The 17,063-nt window shown below is 56.9% G+C and carries 17 protein-coding genes, 2 tRNA genes and 1 other RNA gene; 9 read left to right on the top strand and 11 right to left on the bottom strand.

The features are described from left to right. Positions 1 to 120 precede the first annotated feature (120 nt). Positions 121 to 2,523, top strand: coding sequence for a CHAT domain-containing protein (locus RRF56_RS12740; protein WP_317038019.1), 2,403 nt, complete (start codon positions 121 to 123; stop codon positions 2,521 to 2,523). 58 nt (positions 2,524 to 2,581) lie between these two features. Next, positions 2,582 to 3,886: a YegS/Rv2252/BmrU family lipid kinase gene (locus tag RRF56_RS12745; protein ID WP_317038020.1), complete on the top strand. Its 1,305-nt coding sequence runs from the start codon at positions 2,582 to 2,584 to the stop codon at positions 3,884 to 3,886. Between the two features lie 418 nt (positions 3,887 to 4,304). On the opposite strand, the gene ssrA is transcribed toward RRF56_RS12745, so the two are convergent. Further along, positions 4,305 to 4,708, bottom strand: a transfer-messenger RNA (tmRNA) gene (gene ssrA, locus RRF56_RS12750). A gap of 317 nt (positions 4,709 to 5,025) precedes the next feature. Between ssrA and RRF56_RS12755 the strand changes: the two genes are divergently transcribed. Beyond that, positions 5,026 to 5,460 carry a hypothetical protein gene (locus RRF56_RS12755; protein WP_317038021.1) on the top strand — a complete coding sequence of 145 codons (435 nt, stop codon included), beginning with the start codon at positions 5,026 to 5,028 and terminating at the stop codon, positions 5,458 to 5,460. A gap of 158 nt (positions 5,461 to 5,618) precedes the next feature. Here RRF56_RS12755 and rpmA read toward each other — a convergent pair whose 3' ends face one another. Together rpmA and rplU are read right to left on the bottom strand one after the other, a co-directional pair. Further along, the gene (gene rpmA / locus RRF56_RS12760; RefSeq protein WP_317038022.1) at positions 5,619 to 5,897 is read right to left on the bottom strand and encodes a 50S ribosomal protein L27; all 279 of its coding nucleotides are present in this window, start codon (positions 5,895 to 5,897) and stop codon (positions 5,619 to 5,621) included. 118 nt (positions 5,898 to 6,015) lie between these two features. Continuing rightward, positions 6,016 to 6,402, bottom strand: coding sequence for a 50S ribosomal protein L21 (gene rplU / locus RRF56_RS12765; RefSeq protein WP_317038023.1), 387 nt, complete (start codon positions 6,400 to 6,402; stop codon positions 6,016 to 6,018). A 301-nt stretch (positions 6,403 to 6,703) separates the two neighbouring features. On the opposite strand from rplU, the gene RRF56_RS12770 reads away from it, so the two are divergent. From RRF56_RS12770 to RRF56_RS12785, 4 genes are all read left to right on the top strand, one after another. Further along, positions 6,704 to 7,723, top strand: a complete 1,020-nt coding sequence (locus tag RRF56_RS12770; protein WP_317038024.1) for a GDSL-type esterase/lipase family protein — start codon at positions 6,704 to 6,706, stop codon at positions 7,721 to 7,723. 126 nt (positions 7,724 to 7,849) lie between these two features. Then, entirely contained in the window at positions 7,850 to 8,917 is a 1,068-nt protein-coding gene (locus RRF56_RS12775; RefSeq protein WP_317038025.1) for a DUF4268 domain-containing protein, read from the top strand. A 16-nt stretch (positions 8,918 to 8,933) separates the two neighbouring features. Next, positions 8,934 to 9,413: a YchJ family protein gene (locus RRF56_RS12780; protein WP_317038026.1), complete on the top strand. Its 480-nt coding sequence runs from the start codon at positions 8,934 to 8,936 to the stop codon at positions 9,411 to 9,413. Between the two features lie 83 nt (positions 9,414 to 9,496). Continuing rightward, positions 9,497 to 10,468 (top strand): lysophospholipid acyltransferase family protein, encoded by a 972-nt coding sequence (locus RRF56_RS12785; protein ID WP_317038027.1) that lies wholly within the window; start codon positions 9,497 to 9,499, stop codon positions 10,466 to 10,468. A gap of 91 nt (positions 10,469 to 10,559) precedes the next feature. Here RRF56_RS12785 and RRF56_RS12790 read toward each other — a convergent pair. The 3 genes from RRF56_RS12790 to RRF56_RS12800 all read right to left on the bottom strand — a co-directional run bounded on the left by RRF56_RS12790 (position 10,560) and on the right by RRF56_RS12800 (position 11,180). Next, positions 10,560 to 10,631, bottom strand: a tRNA-Thr gene (locus tag RRF56_RS12790). Positions 10,632 to 10,644: 13 nt separating this feature from the next. After that, positions 10,645 to 10,726 (bottom strand) — tRNA-Tyr (locus RRF56_RS12795). Positions 10,727 to 10,802: 76 nt separating this feature from the next. Then, a complete protein-coding gene (locus RRF56_RS12800) occupies positions 10,803 to 11,180 on the bottom strand; it encodes a hypothetical protein (protein WP_317038028.1) in 378 nt (125 codons plus the stop codon). A gap of 117 nt (positions 11,181 to 11,297) precedes the next feature. On the opposite strand from RRF56_RS12800, the gene RRF56_RS12805 reads away from it, so the two are divergent. Continuing rightward, entirely contained in the window at positions 11,298 to 11,585 is a 288-nt protein-coding gene (locus RRF56_RS12805; RefSeq protein ID WP_410510602.1) for a DUF6439 family protein, read from the top strand. A gap of 22 nt (positions 11,586 to 11,607) precedes the next feature. Here RRF56_RS12805 and RRF56_RS12810 read toward each other — a convergent pair whose 3' ends face one another. The 4 genes from RRF56_RS12810 to RRF56_RS12825 form a co-directional block, all read right to left on the bottom strand. Then, on the bottom strand, positions 11,608 to 11,979 hold the full coding sequence (locus tag RRF56_RS12810) for an ATP-binding protein (RefSeq protein ID WP_317038030.1): 372 nt from the start codon (positions 11,977 to 11,979) through the stop codon (positions 11,608 to 11,610). A 561-nt stretch (positions 11,980 to 12,540) separates the two neighbouring features. Beyond that, complete coding sequence (gene nblB, locus RRF56_RS12815; protein WP_317038031.1) at positions 12,541 to 13,203, bottom strand: phycobilisome degradation protein NblB; 663 nt, start codon at positions 13,201 to 13,203, stop codon at positions 12,541 to 12,543. A 144-nt stretch (positions 13,204 to 13,347) separates the two neighbouring features. Next, the gene (locus tag RRF56_RS12820; protein ID WP_317038032.1) at positions 13,348 to 13,812 is read right to left on the bottom strand and encodes a CBS domain-containing protein; all 465 of its coding nucleotides are present in this window, start codon (positions 13,810 to 13,812) and stop codon (positions 13,348 to 13,350) included. Between the two features lie 73 nt (positions 13,813 to 13,885). Continuing rightward, entirely contained in the window at positions 13,886 to 14,920 is a 1,035-nt protein-coding gene (locus tag RRF56_RS12825) for a M42 family peptidase (protein ID WP_317038033.1), read from the bottom strand. A 151-nt stretch (positions 14,921 to 15,071) separates the two neighbouring features. Between RRF56_RS12825 and RRF56_RS12830 the strand changes: the two genes are divergently transcribed. Continuing rightward, entirely contained in the window at positions 15,072 to 16,502 is a 1,431-nt protein-coding gene (locus RRF56_RS12830; RefSeq protein WP_317038034.1) for a phospholipase D-like domain-containing protein, read from the top strand. A gap of 152 nt (positions 16,503 to 16,654) precedes the next feature. Here the strand turns inward: RRF56_RS12830 and RRF56_RS12835 are convergent, their stop codons facing one another. Continuing rightward, on the bottom strand, positions 16,655 to 16,825 hold the full coding sequence (locus RRF56_RS12835; protein ID WP_317038035.1) for a hypothetical protein: 171 nt from the start codon (positions 16,823 to 16,825) through the stop codon (positions 16,655 to 16,657). Positions 16,826 to 17,063 lie beyond the last annotated feature (238 nt).

The raw sequence follows: 17,063 nt of genomic DNA on the forward strand, positions 1-17,063 counted from the left end.
AGCCGGGCTTAGACCTAAAGACCTACAGCACCCCAGTTAAACCAACCATAAAGACCCACCGCCCCTATCCCCGAGATGTGTCCCACAAGCTACCGTGAGAGAAGCTTACCCCTAACGCCCGTGACTCAGGCTGTGACCCAGGAATTTCAACTTTCGATTACTCCCGTTGGGGCAGACACCTACTGGCTGCGCCTCGAAGACGTTGCGCCAGGGGTGCCCTTGGCCGAAACCCAGGTCACCTGGCCCCTCGATAGCTGGCTTGCCCAAGCCGAAGCGCTGTTTCAAGATCCTCTGCATGCCCTATTGAGCGCGGCCCCTCCCCACAATGGCCCTCAGCTCGATAGCCCCTGGACTCAGCTAGGCCAAGCGCTCTATCAGGGGCTATTTCAAGGGCGCATTCGCGACAGTTGGGTGGCCGCCCAAAGCGTCGCCCAAAACCGGCGGCAGCCCCTACGACTGCGACTGGGCTTTAAAGATAGCCGCGTGCAGCGTTTGCCCTGGGAGCTTCTCTACGGCGACGATCGCCCCCTGGCCACCGGGCTCGATGTCACGCTGTGCCGCTATTACCAGAACCAAGCCATCACCGACCTGGCCACTATGGCCCCCTTGGCCCCCGCCAGCGTGCCGTTGCGCGTGCTCGTCGTCATCTCGGCCCCTAACGATCAAGAGCGGTTGGCCCTGCGCCAAGAAGTGCAGAGCCTGATGGATACGCTCCAAACCGCCGAACCCGGTCACCTGGCCCTAGCCGTCACCATGGTGGAGCAGCCGGGGCGGCCTGAGCTGGTTCAGGCCCTAGAGCAGGGCAGCTTCCAAATTCTTCACTACGCAGGCCACAGCGACGCTGGCGAAACCGGCGGCGACCTGTTTTTAGTCAACCGCCAAACGGGCCTTACCGATCGGCTCAGCGGCGAAGACCTGGCCGGGCTGCTGGTCAACAACGGTATTCGCTTGGCAGTGTTTAACTCCTGCCGGGGGGCCTACACCCCGCAAGACGACGCCCAGGCGGGCTGGCGTGACCAAAACCTGGTGCAGGCTCTGGTCAACCGAGGGGTGCCAGGGGTCATTGCTATGGCCGATCGCATTCCCGACGATGTCGCCCTCACCTTTACCCAACTGCTCTATCGCAACCTGCACCAGGGTCATCCCATCGACCTCTGCCTCAGCCGCGTGCGCCAGGGGCTGATGTCGGCCTACGGTTCAGACCAACCCTTTTGGATGCTGCCGCTGCTCTACCTGCGGGCCGACTTTGACGGCTACCTCTACCAAGCAGAACCATCGGCAGCGCTCTCCGGCCTCAATGGTCTCGAGTCGGATGATCTAACGGAGGTGGCGCTGATGGTGCCCGACTACAGCACCGATCCCGACATCTCGGGCCTAGCCGCAGAAATTCTCACCCGTCAGGCGGCCGATCTAGCCAGCGATCGCCCTCCCCTGCCCCTCTACGACTGGCTCCAAGAGGATGACCCACCCGAGGCCGAGGTCGCCGTTGCCCATCTAGTCGAGCAGCTCTCTCAACCAGCATCGGTGGCCCCAGACCAGCCCCCAGCCGCCGACCCCACCGAAAACCTGCGGCCCCTGCCAGAGGCCCCCTACCCGGTATCGTCGCTACCCGACCGGCAAACCGAGGGTCTAAAGTTGGTTTTGGCCGCCGCCAAGACCCTTGTGCCTCACCATCGCTGGCCACCGTCCCGCAACCTAATGGTGTGGGGTAGCCTGAGTTTGGCCGGGCTAGGGGCTGTGCTCGGGCTATCGATCGCCACCCTGTCAGCTATCAACCGGCCCACTACAGCCCAGCCTACCAGTCCTATTGATCGCCCGGTGGCACTGAGCGATAGGACCACCCAGCCCAACGAAGTCATACTCTCCAGTGCGATTAGCGCCCTCGCCCTCGATCGCACTGCCACCGCCAGACCCCTACTCGAGCAACTGCTCGATCGCCACGACCTCAACGCCGCTGCCTCCGCCCTCATCAATGTTGCCGAACCTCAGCTGCAAGACCCCGATATAGCCTTTGTGCGAGGTCGCCTAGCCTGGCAGCAAATGATCACCGACCCGGCAGTCGGCACTAGCCCCAGCGATGCCCTGCGCGCCTGGCTAGATGCCACCCAAGGTCGCCCCGACTTTCTCGAAGCCTGGGTCGGGCTCGGGTTTGCCCACTATGCCCTCGGTGATTACAGCGAGGCAATCAATGCCTGGGAACGAGCGATCGCCCTAGACCAGAGTCAGCGGCGCGACATTGACCCAGCGGCTGGCCCCCAGGTGGCCAATCCCATTACAGTCCACGCCTATGCCGGGCTAGCCATGGCCTACCACCAAGAAAGCAGCATCACGCTTTTACCCGCAGAGCAGGCTCCCTTTCAGCAGCAGGCCCAGAGCTACTACAGCCAAACCCTGGCTCTCAATCCGGCCATGGTTAACTCCAACACTCTGGCCCTTCACTGGCTGTGGTCGCCAACACTCATTAGCGACTGGCAAACCACTGTAAGTCAGCTAGCCATCAGCGGCACCCCAACTTGGCCCTAGGGCAGAAACTCAGGCCCAAAGTGGGGTGGTAGCATGGGTAAACCTTAGAAATACGGCCATGCCCAGCACGCTCGCGATTCTTGCTCACCCCACGCAAGTAGACACCCTTCTGAGCTGGCTCTTAAAGAACCAGCCGGTATTGACTCACTTTCAAATCATGGCCCCGGCCGAAATGGTTGAGGGCATGGAACGCGGCTGGGATCTAGACACCATAGATTTGGTATCGCTAAAAGACTCTCGGCAGGGGGGCGATATTGAGCTGGCATCCCACATTCTGGCGGGCGATGTGGCGGGGGTGTTGTTCTTTACCGAGCCAGAGGCGATCGCCACAGCCTTTCCCAGTTTTGCGTTGGTGCTGCGGGCCTGCCAACTCCAGGGCATCCCCATCGCCCTCAACGAGGTATCGGCCACGCTGCTACTGCGGGGCATTGCCGAAAGCCAAATCGCCTACCTGATCTTCAACCCAGTGGCTGGGCAGGGCAACCCCAACACCGATCTGGCTTTGATTAAAGAAGTACTAGAGCCCCAGATCATGGTCAATGTGATCATGACTAAGCCCGAGCTAGATCCCGCTGCTCAGGCACGCGAAATTATCGAGCACATTCATTCCAAAAATGAACACGACATGGGCCGCAGCCTGATCATCGCCTCCGGGGGCGATGGCACCGTGTCAGCCGTCGCTGGGGCCGCCATGAACACCGGCATTCCCCTAGGTGTTATTCCTCGGGGCACCGCCAACGCCTTTTCGGTGGGATTGGGCATACCCACCAACCTGCGGGCCGCCTGTGAAACTATTTTGGCGGGCAATACCCACGTGATTGACGCCGCCCGCTGCAATGATATACCCATGGTTTTGCTGGCCGGGGTAGGCTTTGAGGCAGGCATGGTCGACGGAGCCACCCGGCAACTCAAAAACGAGCTGGGCAACCTAGCCTACGTGCTCTCTGGGGTGCGGCAGCTAGCATCTGCAGAGCCCTTTGACGCCACCCTCGAACTTGACGGCGAAGTCACCACCGTCACCACCAACGCCATCACAGTAGCCAACGTGGCTCCCCCCACATCGGTGCTGGCCCAGGGCATGGGCGAAGTGATTCCCGACGATGGCCTACTAGAGGTCACTATCTCGACTAGCACCACCCGACTCCAGGGCATCAATGCCCTGGCCTCTCTCATGGCCGCTGCCGCCTGGGGTAACCCGACCCAGCGCGACGATATTACCTGCCTACGGGTCAAACGCATCAAGGTGACCACTGAGCCACCGCAGAAGCTAGTGATTGATGGCGAAATCTTAGAGGCAAACCCGATGGAATTTGAGTGTTTGCCCCAGGCGCTAACGGTGTTTGCACCGCTGAAAACGGTCTAGCTCTCGCTGATTCCCAGCAGCACCAACCTAGCTGAGTAACCGCCTGGTCTACAAACTATTGCGTCGATCATTGGGCCAGCTTAGGGGCTGGGGTGTCGTTCAGGCCGATATTCTCTCAGCCAGCAGCGCTCTAGGTAACGCACCTGGTGCAAATACCAAAACCGCCAGGGGTTGAGAACGGTTTTATAACTCCGACAAAAAACCGGTTGATAAAGATATGACCAAAGGGGGAACTGCATTGTTCTAAAGTATGGTGATAAATAGGGGCGAAGCTGGTTAGCATTCGCTCAAGAGCTTGTTCTAAGGGCAACACAGCCGACGACCGGGGCCGCTTCCTCAGTATAGACAGATGAAAAAAGAGACCCAACATTGGGTCTCTTAGATGGAACGATATTTAATAATCGAACACAGAATTTAGAAATGGAGCTGACGGGAGTCGAACCCGTGTCCGCTCTGAGTATTAACACACCACTCATTCACAGGCTTAGCCCCTCTAACCCTCAGGGCCGGAACCGCCACTTATCCCGGACGGCGGGATTCTCTAGCTAAGTCTTAGTCAATGGATCCACTAGAGGAAATTCATTGAAGCATCCGTTGGGGTTTGTCTATAGCTCTTAACGGAGTCGAACTATAAACGCTCGCTAACTAAGTTAGATCTAAACTAGGTTTAGACTAGGCGGCAACAGGTGCAGCTTTACGAGCAAAAGGAACGATGTTGTTCGCATTTACGTTTGTTTTGAGCCTTGATTTACGAGAGTAGACTCACTCTCGGCCTGTATCACAGCGTGACTTTCGTCAAAACGTCGAAACCGTTACAGCCCCTTGACGACTCATCATCTTCATTAATTATAGATCACAAGCATAGAATGCGGCGGAGGCGATTTCCTTTACCGTCTGTAGCTCAACAGCCGATCCATCCCCAGGCTTGGTAGAAATCCCTTATGTCGGCAATAATCTTTCGTAAACTCGATGGTGTAGTCATCAAAGTATAATATTTACTTAATTGTCCTGTTGTGGCGGGGGTTGCCCACCGGCAGCATACGCTAAGGCAGGCTCTAGATTATTCATTCATTTCATTCTCAGATCAGCGTTTTGCCCATTGGGCGGCTGTTTGCAGCAATAAGGACCTTTTTACCCCTATGACCACCACCAACGACTCCAGCAACGGCAATGCCGATGCCCCCGAAAAAGAGCCCACCACCAGCCGTTCCAACCGAGGCCGCGCTAAGCGTGCTGCGGCAGGCGGCGGCATTGTTAAGGCCAGTTCTGAGAACAGCGATGTCATGGTGCTGCACGATAGCACGCGGGTTGTTGAAACCGATACCCTGCCCAATCATCGGCCTATTGCCCTTGGCACCTTTGAAATTGTTGGGACCCTCGATCGCGCTGGCGTTCGCCCCATCGGTGCCAATACTTTCGAAATCTCTACCACTGATACTCTGCCTGGGCACCGCCCGGTAGCGGTCAGCACCCTACACATTGCCGATATTCATACGTTGCCCGGCGATCGCCCGATTGCTGACAATGACGATGTCGATCCGCCGACCTCTATTTTGATGGGCTACCTCGACTAATGACCTCTCAGCAACCGGGTTGCTTAAACCTGCTGCTCAAAAAGCTCCTCACCATTGAGGAGCTTTTTTTGAAGGAAAGATAGGAGCAAAAAATAAGGGTATTAGCAGCATTTAAATGCCGCTAATACCCCCTAACGCTATTACCTGAAGCGCAGGTCTTAGACTGCGGCCACCGCTTCTACAGCAGCGGGATAGACACTGACTTTCTTGCGGTTCTTGCCGCGACGCTCGAAGGTGACCACGCCGTCTACTAGAGCAAACAGGGTGTCGTCACCACCGCGGCCAACGTTTTCACCGGGATGAATTTTGGTGCCCCGCTGACGAATCAAGATGTTGCCAGCCCGCACAGCTTCGCCGCCATAGCGCTTGACGCCCAGGCGTTTAGCGTTTGAGTCGCGACCGTTACGAGTACTACCTGTACCTTTCTTGTGAGCCATGGGTGTTTTCCTTACCTACCTACTGTTTAATCTAAACCAAATCTAAGTTTAGGGAAGCCTTGCTATCGAGCAGCGACCACCAGCCCACTTAGATTTGCAAAGCCTACACTAAATTGCTTTAGCTCTCGGCAGCTACAGCCTCGGCTTCGGCGGGAGTGGCGGCGGCGGTTTTGCCAGCGATCGCCTTGCCATTTACCTCAATGGCATTGATCATGACTCGGGTGAGTTCTTGGCGGTGGCCCTGCTTTTTGCGGGTTTTCTTTTTGGGCTGCATTTTGTAGACGATAATTTTGCGGCCCCGCAGGTGGCTAACCACGCTGCCGGTCACTGTTGCCCCTTCAACCACCGGCTGACCTACTAGGGCTTCGCCATCATTGTCAACGAACAACACCCGCTCTAGGGTGACTTGGTCGTCTACCTCAAGCGCCAGCCGATCAATGTCGTAAAAACGGCCCGGCTCTACCCGCAGCTGCTTTCCACCGGCTTCAACAATTGCGTACGTCATTTCTTTACCTCATAACCGCCGTACAGGTGCCAACTTGACTCCAGGGTCGGAGATCCATCGCTGGAGGCGTTAGCCTTAGAAACCTGATCCGAGCGCATAAACACAGTCTTTTATTATTGCGAGTCTATTCCAGCTCTGTCAAGGGGGCGCACTACTTGTTCTAGCCGAAGGAGCGCCAATCTTGGCGCTCCTTCGGCTGTTGCTGTCCGAGCCCTTTCCCCAGACAACCTGGGCCATTTTGTCCTGATAGAGCCCTCTGAGGCTGGGAAAAAGAACTGGGAGTTTTGGGCAAAGCGCGCGTATGGATATCTGGCTATTGGCAGCTCAATTGTTACTGGGCGGAGCGGCTACCCCATCGGCAGTCTCTGACCACGATTTAACAAAAGAGTCAGCGACGGTGGCGGTTCAGCCTCAGGAGGCCGAACTAGACGCCTGTGCCACAGCGATCGGCACACCAGAGGCGGATTGCCCCAGGGCGCAGCAGGTGGCGGCGATAGCCACCCCACCCCTATCCATGACATCTGTGGTCACTGGCTGGCCCAGTCCAGCGGCGGTGAGAACGCCCCTGCGTCCTGCCCCGTTAACCATGCCTGAGCATCCCCCTGCCCCAGCCAGTCAGGGGCGCAGGCCAGTCACCGGAGCACAGCTCTACCAGTTGCGGACAGCTACCCTGGCCGCAGGCACGCTTTACACCCAGGTAATTCCCCAACGCTACCAAGACCAGTGGCAACGATCCCTAGACCATCCGACCTACGATCAGTGGCAGGCCCTGCTCACCGCAGAAGCAGAAGCGGTGGCCCGCATTCAGGAGGAGCGGTCTCTCACCGTTGTGGTGGGCGATTCGATAGCGCTGTGGCTACCCGTCGATCAGTTGCCCCCTGGCCAACTGTGGCTCAACCAAAGCATCTCGGGCGAAACGACCCATCATATGCTGCGGCGACTGCATTATTTTGCGGCCACTCGGCCTAGGGCGATCCATATTATGGCGGGCATCAATGACCTTAAGAATGGGGCCACTGAAGCCGAAGTGGTCGATAATTTGGACCAAATGCTGACTCGTCTCAAGCGGCAGCATCCCCAGGCACGGCTGGTGGTCTACTCGATTTTGCCGACCCGCCTGACAGAATTGCCGAGCGATCGCATTCAGCGAGTCAATCATCGGCTTGCCGCGCTGGCAGCCACCCAGGGAGCCACGTTTATCGATTTGCACCCCACCTTTAGCGATAGCCAGGGCCAGTTGCGCCCCGAACTCACCACAGATGGGCTGCACCTCAGCCCCCAGGGATACAACCTGTGGCGGGCTGCCCTAGTCAGCCATTGAGAATGGTCATGGCGGGACGATAGTGGGGGACAGCCCGAGGTTGGCTAGCGCTCGGTCAGATGCATTTGTGTGCCAAGGCCGCGCCATAATAGGATCAACTATTGCCCTTTGCCAGAGCGAATACCCGTGCCTAAGCGATCTGCCAAACCCAAGCTGGGACGACTGGAAAAACTCGACCCCACTGACTACTGGCAGACTCAGGCCGATTTTCAGCAGTGGTTGATGGAGCCAGAAACCCTGGAGCTGGTGGGAGAAACCGTAGGGTTGGAACTGACTCTGCCGGAAGCAGACACAGCAGCATCGACAGACTTTGCCCTACTGGCGATTGAGGGAGATGAGTCAGTGCTGATAGCTGCCCATCTGGGATCGCCTACAGTGGCAGATCTGGGCACCCTGCTGGCCTGGGCGGCAGACGCCGAAGCAACGACAGTACTTTGGGTAGGGCCAGCCTTTGCGCCGGAGGTCTGCCATACCCTCGACTGGCTAGATCAGACTAGCGAGGTCACCTTTTTGGGCCTCGAAGTAGAGCTGTGGAGTATTGGCAAAGCTGCCATGGCCGCCAACTTTATTCCGACCTGCGGCGCAGTGGACAGTGGTGACGAAGCCGAGAGCGACGAGGCCAACGCAGCCGACGAGGCTGTGGCAGAGATGCCCAGCCCACCTGAGCCTGAACCCCTGAGCGAACTACAGCAAGAAAATTTGGACTTCTGGAGCGGCCTCTGCGATCGCCTTGATCGCCAGGGCAGTCTAGTCAAACCAGGGTCGCCCTCGATCGAAGCGACGATGGGATTTGCGATCGCCCGAGCAGGCTTTCGCCTCAACACCATTCTCGATCGCGACCACGGCAGTCTCTACACCGAACTGCTGCTTTCGGGAATCGATGCCCAACCCCACTTTCACCTGCTAGCCCAGGAGCGCGAGGCGATCGCCGATGCCATTGGTCTACCCTTAATCTGGGATGGGGCGGCGGACCAAGCCTGCATGGTTGCTAGTGCCCTAACCGATGCGGATCTGAGCAACCGTGAATACTGGCCCACTTACCAAGCCTGGTTTTGCGACTGCCTAGAGCGCTTCTACGAAGTTTTCTTTGACCGCATCAAACGGCTCGATGCCAACGGTTACCAGCCGCTGCCCCGGCGACGGTCAGATACCGTGACAGAGGCATTGATTTTGCCGAGTCAGACGCGGGGGTAGAGGGGCTGGTGAAGGTATGGAAATGACCCCTAGGGATTCCTGCCCCTGTGGCAGCGGAGCAGGGTATGGCCACTGCTGTCGGCCCTACGTGGTGGAAGACGGGGTAGCTCCGACGGCGGAGGCCTTGATGCGATCGCGCTATACCGCCTACCACCAAGGCAATATCGATTATTTAATTGCTACTCACCACCCCACCCAGCGCTACCCTGGCCAGCGGGCAGCAATTTTACACAGCATCGCTGCAACGAGCTGGTTAAGGCTGAGGGTACTGGCCACTGAGGCCGGGCAAGCGACCGACAGCAGTGGTGTGGTCGAATTTGTCGCCTACTACGCCGATCCCAAGCCAGGGCAGGTGCATGAGCGATCGCGCTTTACCCGGCAAAAAGGCCGCTGGTACTATGTCGATGGCGACGCTCTGCCACCGCTGGTACCGAAGCGCAACGATCCCTGCTGGTGCGGCAGCGCCAAAAAATACAAAGCCTGCCATGGCCGCTGAGGGCATAACCACCCCTAGCCGCTGACGCATGCCCCTAACGTCACAGTACACACCATCACAGGACGGAGGATTCAACGGCTGGCATGAGCGATCAGATTGAACCCACCACGGCCCTACAACGGCCCCAACCCTTAGACATTGCCCGGCCTCCCGAGACAGTGACCCTGACCCCTGAGACAGTGGCGCGGGTGCAAGAGGGGGTAGCGATCGCCCAAGCGCCAGTGGTGCGTCACCATATAGACCAAGCCTTGGCAGAGCTGAGCGCGATCGCCCAGGGCACCGCCGACCAGCGAGTTAGCGGCTGGCTGCGCCGCTGGGCCATGCGCCGCCTGATCAAGAGCTTTTTTCGGGTACGCATTGAGAATCCTGAGCATATTCCCACCGGCCCTAACGTCCTCACCGCCAACCACCTCAGCCATTTAGATCCATTTTTACTGCTAGCCTTTTGCCCACCCCATCCCTACTACTACATCCTCGGCGACGCCCGTACCCTCTACAACAAACGCTGGAAGCGATGGCTAATTAGCTGGGCCGGGGGCGTGATTCCCTTAGAGCGCTGGTGGAAGGAAGAACTGGCCGTCATGGCCGCCGCCGACCGCGATCGCGACGATCTCAAACCCCTGGCCACCGAGATTCGGGACCACGTGCCCAACGGCAGCTCCATTCAACAAATGCGGCAGATCGACCAGGCGGTGAAGGCTCTACTGGCCCGAGGCGATGGCATCATGCTCTTTCCCGAGGGGCGTCTAGGCGATCAGGAAGGGCACATGCATCTGCCGCTCAAGCGGGGCACGGTGCTCTACGCCATGCGATCGGGGGTGCCGATTTACCCAGTCGTCATCGTGGGCACCAAAACCCTATACTTTCGCAAACGGTTAACCCTGCGGTTTGGCCCCCCGGTAGAGGTTCCCCACCAGCTTCGGCCCAAGCGAGCAGCCATTGACGCCGCCCTAGCCGATTTAGAACAGGCCTTTAACGACCTCATGCCCTCTGACTACGAAGAGCCGCCGGGACCAAAGCTGTTTAGCCACTGGCTCAACCACCTATTTTGGTAAGTGCTGGCCGCTAACTACAGCCAACTAAAACGCAAATCATTTAAAGATCGACACGCCCCAGAAAACCGCTGCGATCGCCTTAACGCTTGTAAGCCCTTAACGAGATTTGAACTCGTGACCTCTCCCTTACCAAGGGAGTGCTCTACCACTGAGCTATAAGGGCAAATTGTCGTGGATGGGCCGGGCTGGATTCGAACCAGCGTAGGCGTAGCCAGTGGATTTACAGTCCACCCCCATTAACCACTCGGGCACCGACCCGCCCTGTCCACGATTTATAATCCTAGCATGGAAGGGGAATTACTTTTGGGCAGTCCAAAAAAAAGTCTGTCTTTTTTTAAATGCCGGCTAGCCAGGCCAATAACCAACCCAATACGATCCCCAATCCACCAAAACGCACCGCCTGCCAAAAAGACTCTTGCAGGTGCTGCCAGCTCACCACTTGGCTGGCCAGCTCTAGTTCAAAGGCATCCGCAGCCTCTTGCAGGCGAATCACTTCTTGGGCAACCGCTTGGCCATCGTCAACGGGGGTATTTGCCTCGACCTGCTGAAGCTGAAGCAGGTTGGCGATCCCAGTCTTAAGCCGGTTGAGTCGCCCTTCTAGCCCCTCTAGCTGGTGCATCAGATCAACTAAAGAAATAGCCGTGTCTTCAGGAACGCTACCGATCGCCCCGCGCTGACTGTGGTACCGTTTTCGTCGCTGGCCTAGGTTCATTGTGCAAAATAGATAGATGTAAGCATTCTGCCCACAGCCGAGCTACCGGGGCAGGGTATATCTTCTAGTTAACCCCAACTGGTTTCAGGAACTATGGCCTTTTCCTTTGATTCGTCCATGACACCCCAGGCTACAGCCCAGGCCGCCAAGCCCGCAGCTGAGCTCAGCGATCTAGAGCTGGCTCAACTGCTGGCCGAACGCCTAGCGATTAAACCCGCCGACTGGCACCGCCTCAACCGCGATCGCCGGGTGCGGGCCAAAGAGCAGCTAGCGGCAGCTCTGGTCTTTCTGCTCAAAAATAGTTCTGACGAAGCCCTAGCGCGGGTTGAGCAGGCAGCAGGGTGGCTTAACCACAGTCTGCAAGCACCCCCTTGCCCTAGCCACGGCGATCGCCAAGCCCACTGAACACAACCTTGCACTCAGTGGCTTACCGAATGAGCGGCAGTCTACGAGATTGCCGCACCACTTTGCCCAAATGCAGCTCTCGCCCGCCGTTGTACCAGGCCACCTCGTCAAAGACCTGATACAGAATATAAAGCCCGCGCCCACACTCACCGGGGTGCGCGACGCAATTGCTGTCTTTAGCCTCGTCGCAGCCACAGGGATACCGGAACCCACGGCCCTGGTCAGCAATCACCCAGAATAGGGCTGAGGTCGAAGCCGTATACTTAACTGAAATACATTTGGTGGGGTCAAGGCCGTTACCGTGCTTGGCTGCATTGACTAGGGCCTCTTGCAACCCCAGGCGAACCTCGGCCTGCCAAACAGCCGGGACATTTTTTAGCAGGAGATCTAACACAGGCTGCAAATACAGCGTTGACACGAAACTGAGAGTGTCCCACGCTTGCCGTTGTGTAGATGGAGAAGTTGCAATCACTCAGGCCATCTCCAATGTCTTGAGTTGAATGTTTAGGAATGTCTGACCCGAAAGTCAGGGATTATTGATAACGACCAGTCTGTAACAACCAATAAATTATGTTTATTTCTTATGCCTTGCCGAAGACAAGCTTTTATGGGTAACCACTAGCTAGAGATCGCCAGTCGCAAAAACAACGACTCAGTCGAACTAGAACTAAACTGGGCTAAACCCCTATAGATGCAGTAATACAGTCACTATTTCACTATAGCAAACTTTGCCCAGCCCTAGTCAACAGAGAGATACGTTTGGCCAAACCAGTAGGTTCGACATCGTTTTACCTGCATAAAGCCTTTGTTTACCCCCGCTCTAGCCACGACTCAGGTGAGGGAAACCTGGCCAAGGCCTAGCTAAGCAAGGGGTTACGAGGCCCTAGATTATAAAAAAGTTAAGCAATGTTAAGTAATTTAAGAATGGATTTTTTTGCCCGCAAAGACAATTTTGCTAGTTACTCAAGTGTTGACGGGCAGCACCGGCCACAATGTCAGAGTCGTCTTCGGTGAGCCTTTGCAGAGCGGCCTTAGCCTCGGGTTCAGAAAATTGGGCTAGGGCCTGCACCAACCGGTGGCGCACCTGCCAGTCATGGTGGGTAGTGTGGTCAAGCAGGAGCGGTAGGGCACGACTGTCGCCCAGCTCGCCCAGGGCACCAATGGCGGCGGTGGCAATTAGTTCGTTGTCTGACCCTAGGGCTTCTTGTAACAGGTCAAAGGCCTGCGGTTCGCCCAGTTCGCCTAAGGCGGCCACAATGCTAAATTTCACCAGCCATTCTTCGGTGTTGTAGTAAAGATTGGCCAGTTCAGGATAAATGCTGGTGAGTTTTAGACCCCCAATGGTGTCTGCGGCAGCAGCTTGAACATCGGGTTCGGGATCTTCGGTGAGCGATCGCCGCAACAGCGGTTCTACGGTCGCTACATCTTGTCGGCCTAAGCTGGCGATCTGGCTGATGGCCGCATAACGCACTCGGGCGTTGCCATCGTTGGCGGCTAGCTGCACCAGCTCAAAGGCCTCTGCTGGGGCCAGTTCGCGCAGCTGATTGACGGCCCGCAGCCGATCCCCGTAGTCGTCGGAGTGGAGCAGGTCTCGAACCGAATCAGGGGTAATAGGCATTTTGTAGAACTGAACACAAATCTGCTCTCTCTACTATCGGCCATTTTGGGGATCGGCGATAGGGGGGAGTTGGGGAGTGGATGGGTGGATGAGTAGTTGGGTGGATGGGTAGGTATTTGCTCGCTCACCCACTCACCCACTCACCTACGTATAGCTGTTGGCCATCTCGCGGACGATGTCGCTGCGGGTGAGGATGCCGACGACTTGCTGGTTGGCATCGACTACGGGTAGGCGGCGCACTTTCTTGTCGTGCATAAGATGGGCGGCTTCGCGGAGAGACTGATCGGGGGTGATGGTGATCACGTGGTCGGTCATCACGTCTTTGACGAGTTGGCCCAAGGCTTTGTGCAGTTCTTGGTCGTACTGGATGGGGTTTTTAAGGTAGATCACGCTGTCGAGCAGCATGATATAGGCGGGCATCTCAATGCCGGTGGTCTGCCACATCAGGTCAGATTCTGACAAAATGCCCACCAAGTCGTTGTCTGCGTTGAGCACCGGCAACCCCCCGACTTTGTTATGGGCCATCAGCTGAATGGCGTCTTTGAGGATGGTGTCTGGGGTCACCGAGATCGGGTTTGGGGTCATGACATCCGCAACGGTTTTGGCCATAGGTATTGTTTCAGTGCTGGTTGAGTGAGCTTAATTTCATTCTAGGAAAGGTTCTTGGTTAGCCTAGCGGCTGTCACAGGTCGTTACAGTAGTGCTCTAGAATGTCGGCGCAATGGGCGATCGCACCTAAATGGGCCATCTCATAGCCGTGGGTGTTGTGGGTGGGAAAGCTCAGGCAAGCCGCCCGAGACACATGACCAAACTTCATCGCGATCGATCCGTCGCTGCCAAAACCGCTAATTACTGCCATTTGAATGGGCAGGTCGTGCTGGGTTGCCGCCCGCCGCAGGTCAGCGTTGAGCCCTTCGTCGTAGAGGCCATAGGCATCCTGGCTGAGCAACACGGGCCAATCGCCGGGTTGAATGGGATACTCCGGTGCCAGGGGGCAAATTTCTAGGGCGATCAGGGCTTCTAACCGGTGGCGTTGAGAAAAATAGAGCGCCCCAACGGCTCCCACTTCTTCTTTGGCCGAGGCGACTAAATAGATGGTTACGGGTGGTTTCTTTAATCGCTCAGCCAGGCTGAGCAAAATCGCCAGGGAGGCCTTGTTGTCGAGGGTGTAGCTGGCGATGTAGTCGCCTAGGCGAAAAGGGAGCTTACGGTGCTTGCCCACCACGACCCGTGTACCGGGGCGAATGCCTGCGGCAGCTAGCTCCTGGGGCGATCGCTTGGTTTCAATCCAGGCGGTCTCCCAGGTGACGGGCTGGGTCTCTTGCTGGGCCTTCTGGGGCGACTCGTGGGAAACATGACGCGAACCAAAACTCAAAATACCGCTAATGGTCTGATGATCCCCGAGCAAATCCATCACCCCTTCGCCATAGACCCAGGGAAATGAGCCGCCCAGCTTGCGTACCGACAGGCGGCCATCGGTGTAGATGCTCTTGACTAGGGTGCCAATCTCGTCTTTGTGGGCGGTAATGGCGATCGCGCGGCTGTCGTCCTGCCCAGGGATCTTGGCGATAACGTTGTCGGCTTCGTCGCGCCAGTGGTCTACGTTCAAGCCGGCCAGGGCATCGATTAGGTATTGGTTAATTTCCTCCTCCGCACCACTGGGGGAATGGCACATGACCATGTCGGAAATTTGATTGAACAGGGCGTCGTGGGGCATGGGTAGGCGAGTAGGTGAGGTGAGTAGGCGAGATTTGCTGCTTCTATTTTCCCATCCACTCATCTACCCATCCACCCACCCACATCTTTCTCGGCTGTTAGCAGTCTCCTGCCCCTGGGCTTCCTAAACACAACGAATTTTCTTCACTCTTGTGCATCGACTTCCTAAATCCCCTTGGGTGCGCTGGGGGATCGGGTTTGGGATCGGACTCCTGCTGTTTGTGGGAGCCAGTAGCCAGTTTCGTAGCAAGGCTACGCTGCCCACCCTCGATCCGCTGCCGCAAGATCCCTACATTCAGGCCTACTTTAACCAAAACCAGGCGGCGACCTACACCGATCCTTACCGCCACATTACCCGCCACGGCGATGATCTAGAGCAGGTGGTGATCGATGCGATCGCCACTGCCCAAACCTCCATTGATGTCGCTGTTCACGAGTTTGCACTGCCGGGGATCGCCCACGCCCTGGCGGCCCAACAGGCGGCGGGGATACCAGTACGGGTGATGGTCGAAAACAGCTACAGTACGCCGATGGCAAAGCGGGGCAACCCGGCGGCGATCGCCCAACTCGACGATCACTACCAGGCCAAGGCCAGCGACCAGTTTGACTTTATCGATGTCAACCAGGATGGGGTACTGAGTGAGGCAGAATTGCGCGATCGCGATGCCCTGACCATTCTGGCAGCAGCCAATATTCCCTTGATTGATGACACCGCCGATGGCAGCAAAGGCAGCGGCCTGATGCACCACAAATTTATGGTGATCGATGGCCGCAGCGTAGTGACCGGCTCCGCTAACTGGACCCTGAGCTGCACCCATGGTGACTTTAACGACCCCGACAGCCGAGGCAACGCCAACAGCATTTTGGTGATTGACAGCCAACCCCTAGCCCAGCGGTTTCAGCAAGAATTTAGCCTGATGTGGGGCGACGGCCCCAGCGGCCAGCCCGACAGCCGATTTGGCCTGCAAAAACCCCATCGCCCTGCGGCCTTAGTGTCTACCCCCAGCTCAGCGATTGAAGTGCAGTTTTCACCCACCTCTAAAACCCGACCCTGGGCACAAAGCGTCAACGGGTTAATTGCCAAGACCCTAGGGCAGACGACCCACAATGTACACCTGGCACTGTTTGTATTTTCTGAGCAGGCGATTAGCCACCAACTGCTGCCCGTCGCCAACCGAGGAGTAGCGATTAAGGCTCTGATTGACCCTGGCTTTGCCTATCGCAGCTATAGCGAAGGGCTAGATATGCTGGGGCTGACCTTGCCCGACCACAACTGTAAGCGAGACGACAGCATCCCGTGGGCCAAGCCGCTGACTACGGTGGGGGTGCCTGCCTTGCCGCCGGGCGACAAGCTGCACCATAAGTTTGCCGTGCTCGATCAAAATGTTGTGCTTGTCGGCTCTCAAAACTGGAGCCAGGCCGCCAATACCACCAATGACGAAAATCTACTGGTGATTCGTAATGCCACGGTAGCTGCTCACTTTGAACGCGAGTTTCAGCGGTTGTACGACGGAGCTGAGTTGGGCATGACCCCACAACTTCAGCAGACCGTGGCCAAGCAAACAGCCCAGTGCGGCGGCTAGACCCATTGCAGCCAGAGACTAGTAATACCAAATCCGAGTCACACGACTCCGATTTGAAACCGATACCTCGTAGGGAGCATTGCACTGCAATGCCCCTACAAATCGGGGGTATACAGATAGGATTTGGTATAAGCGCCAGGTACCGAGAAAGATCAGGACATAACTTTGAATTGACTACCGGCGATCTGATTGCTGTGGGGATCCTCAGCCAGCAAGGCTTCCTGGTGGGCGGGCTTGATCTCTAGCCAATCGATCGTTTGCTGAAGGCTCCAACCTCGGTATTGAGCGATCGCCCGAATGTCAGCCAGAGTAATGGAGGGCATAGAGTTGCCTAACCAAGCTCGGATGCTCAGGGAAGAAACCTGAATTTCAGTGGCCAAGGATCTGTGGCTAGAGTGATTGGTTAGTTCAAACTGTAGCCATGCGGCCAAAGACTGCACATTCCAAGGATAGTGACTTGTTTCCATGACTTAGTTAAATATACTCACATCGACTCGCTACATTAAAGCCATAGCATTCTCTCAATGGCGGCATCTTCCCCAAAGCCCCACAAAAATTTCG

This window comes from Nodosilinea sp. E11, from assembly GCF_032813545.1.
GTDB lineage: Bacteria > Cyanobacteriota > Cyanobacteriia > Phormidesmidales > Phormidesmidaceae > Nodosilinea.